Below are 4,374 nucleotides of genomic sequence, written 5' to 3'. Positions count from 1 at the left end.
TGATGATGAAAAAAAATTTAAAGTAAGATATCAAGCTCCTCCTTTAGCACAAATGATCAGAACTTTAGCTTCAGAAGGTGAAATACCTGATTTACCAATTATTTTGTGCTCAACAGAAGATAAAGTGAAAGATTCTTTTAATAGAGATTTTACTAGTCATGATTTATTTGATTGGACATTTTTAAAAGATGATATTGATGAAGAAACTATTAATAAAATAGTTTCTTTAATTAGTGGTTATCAGATTTTGAATAAAAACAAAAAAGATTTTTCTACTTCTTTAGGTAGAGATTATAATGAATTAGACCAAAGAATTTTATCAAGATTCATTATTGAAGATAATCCACCTACTCATGAAATAGCTAGAGTAATATTCAAAGATATTGTGCAACCTACAGGTTTGTTAATTAATGAACGTACACTAGCCGCCAGGTTAGGTGTTGATATGTCAAAAAATGTAGAATATTGGAATGCATTTATTGATAAATATTTTTCTAAAACAAAGTATGATGGAGTTTTTCATACAAGTTGGAATAGATGGTGGAATGATAGAGTAAATGATGTTTTTGAAGAAATCACTAATGAAAACCTTGCCAGTTTAGATGCTAATTCAAGAGTTTCATTATTAATTGAAAAAACAGAATTTAAGGATTTGATAGTTGCAGAACCAATAGAGCTTTTTGAAAGCAATAATTATTGGAATATCTGTGAAATAACAGGCATGCCACTTGACCCATTTGAAGGGTTTAAAATTAGTGGAAAAGATGAGCCAAAACCTTGGCAAGATTATTCATTTGTATCTTTATTAGCAATAGCAACAAAACCAAAATTGATTAAAAAGAATGGAATAAAAATACATCCAAGTGATTTAGACAGATTAAGACTTGAAAGAATAAAAATAGATTAAATGACAATCGATTCAAATAATAAAAGTTATCGATTGAAATTAGCCGATGAATTGACTTTACTGCAAAGAGCATTAGAGAAATGTTCAATAAGTCATAAATCAATTGGATCAATCGATAGAGCTAGAAAACAACTTAAAGATGATAATATATTACCTCCAACAAAATTGGATGAAAAATCAAAAAAAATGGTTGGAACTCCTTTAAGTTGGGGTTATAAAATAAGTGGTTTTAGTATAGAAATAGATGTTTCTAATAATATTCAATTTCCAAAAACCGTAAAAAAAGCAATTTTAGATTTTAGTATAAATCTAAATGGTGAGTATTTTGATTCTTCTAAAGAATTTAAAGACCCTTTTAAACATTTAGAATTTAACATTATCGTTCAAGGAAAATCTAGAAAGCAAAAAGACCATATTCTTTCTTATCATTTAGATAGGCATATTGAAGGAGGAAACCCTTCAAACGAAGTACATCCAATATATCATTTTCAAATGGGAGGAAGGAAGTTAGATGGATATAATGGAAACGGTAAAAACTTTGGAAATCAATTAATACTTGATAACCCAAGATTCATGCACTATCCTATGGATTTCATATCTGGTTTAGACTTTGTTTTCTCAAATTTCGCACCTGATTTATGGCGTAAACTAAAAAGAGACCCAAGATATTTAAAAGTACTTGGAAGTGCACAAGAAAGAACCTTAAAACCATTTATTGCAAGTTTGGCTAATCATTTTGGGTTTCATACAATTAATAATGATTGGAATACAAAAGATATTTGTCCTCAAATAATATGAATAAGTCTAAATTAAATAAATTTTTAAATAACTACTCTAAAGAAATATTGGAAGTAGATAGATTGCTAGTTTCTTCTTTTTTAAATTCTAATAATATTAATATAGTACAGAATGTTTTTATTAATAATTACTTAATTAGCAATATAGACGAAGATTATTCTGATTTTCTAGATTTTAACTCAAAAATTAAAATAAAGACACTAGAAGATTTAATTTCTGCTTTTGAATTTGTGATATCGCCAGAAGACAAAGTTATTACAGGAGCTGTTTACACGCCTGAAAATATACGAGACTATATCATAGAAAGCACTTTTAATAAATGGGAAGGAAATATTGAAGATGTAATTTGTGCTGATATTGCATGTGGTTGTGGTGGTTTTCTTTTAACAGTTTCTAATTATATCAAAAATAATAGTAATAAAGATTTCAATGAAATTTATAGTGAAAATTTATTTGGTATCGACATTGCAACTTATAGCATTAATAGAGCAAAAATACTTTTAAGTTTAAATGCCATAATACAAGGAGAGGACGCTAATTTTAATTTTAACTTTCATACGGGAAACACTTTAAATTTTGATATTAATAATGCATTTAATAACCCTATTGATAGTTTCGATATTATCGTTGGAAATCCTCCTTATGTATGCTCTAGAAATATGGATGAAGAATCTTTATCGCTAGTAAAAAACTGGAGTGTTGGCAATAGTGGTCATCCAGATTTATATATTCCTTTCTTTGAAATTGGTGTTGAAAATCTAGCTCCGAATGGAGTTTTAGGTTACATAACAGTCAATTCTTTCTTTAAAAGTATAAATGGTAGAGCATTACGGAAATATATTTCTAACAAAAAACTATCATTTAAAATTGTTGATTTCGGAGGCGAGCAAATATTTGAAGCATATAACACTTATACTTGTTTATGTTTTATCACAAATGACACTTCTGATGGAATCTATTATAAAAGAAAGGAAAGTAAATCACTATTTGAAATAAATGAAAATGATTTTTATTTTATTGGATATGAAAATATGGATGATTGGAATGGTTGGAATTTAGTTGATAACGAATATGCGGAAAAGTTAATATCAATAATAGAAAGTACAGGAATTCATTTTTTTGATAAATATCAAACAAGAAATGGTATAGCTACACTTAAAAATAAAGTTTTTAAGTTCACACCAGTTAGAGAAGACAATGAGTTTTATTATAGAAAAGAAAAAGGGGAGGAGGAAGTTGGAATTGAAAGAGGAATTTGTCGTTCAATTATTAATTCCAATAGTATTGAAAATCAAGAATCATTATTAGCAAATCGAGAAGTTATCATTTTTCCTTACTATTATGTCAATGAAGTCAGAATAGTGATTCCAGAAGATGACTTTAGAACGAATTTCCCAAGTGCTTATAATTATTTAGAAAATAATATAGATGTACTTTCAAAACGAGACAAAGGAAAAAGAGATTACGAAGCTTGGTATGCATACGGAAGAACACAATCCTTAGATATAAAAGGACTTAAATTGTTTTTTCCACACATAACAGATTCTCCAAATTTTGTTATTACAGAAGATAGAGATTTACTTTTTTATAACGGTTTAGCTGCGTTTTCAGAAGATATTAATGAATTAAGAATACTGAAATCCATTTTAGAAACAGATATATTCTGGTTTTATATATCACAAACAAGTAAATATTATATTTCTAATCATAGATCAATAAGTAAAAACTATATTAAGAAGTTTGGTATTCCAGAGTTTTCTACAGATGAAAAAAATTACATATTGAATCATCATGATAAAGAAGATATAAAGTTCTTAATTGAATCTAAATATTATAACAGACTTGATATAATAGAGAATCAAACAAAGCTTGAGAATAAAACAAGAATTCCTGTTTAATATTATGTAAAATAGGATCTTGATGTAAAACTTGGCCTCATAAAATTTTGGTTAAAACAATAGGAGAAATGAGCGTGCATATTTTAGGGGTTTAGTACTACAGTTTCTTAAGAATTTCAATTATACAAGGGATTTCAAAGCAATGTAAATGAGTTCTAATGTTTCCTAAAATATAGCGAATGAGCCGTAAATTGTTTCCAAAAGTTTATGCAGCCTTGAATTTTTGTTTCTTTTGTTTCAAGACAAAAGATAATGAAAGATTAAAAAAAAGGATTAATTGAAGTTCTATAGTTAACAAGTGCTAAGAATTTTATTTTTCTTAAAATTTTAGCTCTTGTGGCAATCCACGAGAATCTCGTAAAATTTTTTATTACGTACATTTTATCGAATACGCGATTTTTAATAAGAGCAAAAAGGTTAGCTTTTATTTTGGCGTTGGCAAGCGTTGGATAATTGTGTGTAAAATAAATTGCCAGAGCAATTTGATTTTATAAAACAATCGAGCGCTTGGTAGCGGCTATTTTACATAACGGCTAATTATAGATACAAATGTTTTTAAACGCTGCGAAGCAAACCGCTTATTAGTTTAATGACCCAAGTTCCAATTATTCTTATGAAAACGAATGGTTCTGGGATATTTTACATAATACTACATTATAGCTATCAAATGGAAACAATGCCCTAAACTACATAATGAACATTTGTACTATAATTTGCATTATGTAAAATAGAAATATTATAGAAGTCCCCACTACTATGTAATACCTCCGC

Annotated in this window: 3 protein-coding genes; all 3 read left to right on the top strand. The window is 27.7% G+C overall.

All coding sequences use genetic code 11. The features are described from left to right. A partial coding sequence (locus AACZ53_RS13955) for a hypothetical protein (protein ID WP_339839706.1) occupies positions 1 to 907 on the top strand: 907 nt, incomplete at its 5' end. Beyond that, on the top strand, positions 908 to 1,705 hold the full coding sequence (locus AACZ53_RS13950; RefSeq protein WP_339839704.1) for a hypothetical protein: 798 nt from the start codon (positions 908 to 910) through the stop codon (positions 1,703 to 1,705). It begins immediately after the preceding gene. After that, a complete protein-coding gene (locus AACZ53_RS13945; RefSeq protein WP_339839701.1) occupies positions 1,702 to 3,603 on the top strand; it encodes an N-6 DNA methylase in 1,902 nt (633 codons plus the stop codon). The genes AACZ53_RS13950 and AACZ53_RS13945 overlap by 4 nt, the downstream gene beginning before the upstream one ends. The last annotated feature ends 771 nt before the right edge of the window (positions 3,604 to 4,374 follow it).

Source organism: uncultured Flavobacterium sp., assembly GCF_963975005.1.
In the GTDB taxonomy this organism is placed as follows: Bacteria; Bacteroidota; Bacteroidia; order Flavobacteriales; family Flavobacteriaceae; genus Flavobacterium.
Note: the sequence above shows the minus strand (reverse complement) of the source record. Positions and strands in the feature narration are given on the sequence as shown.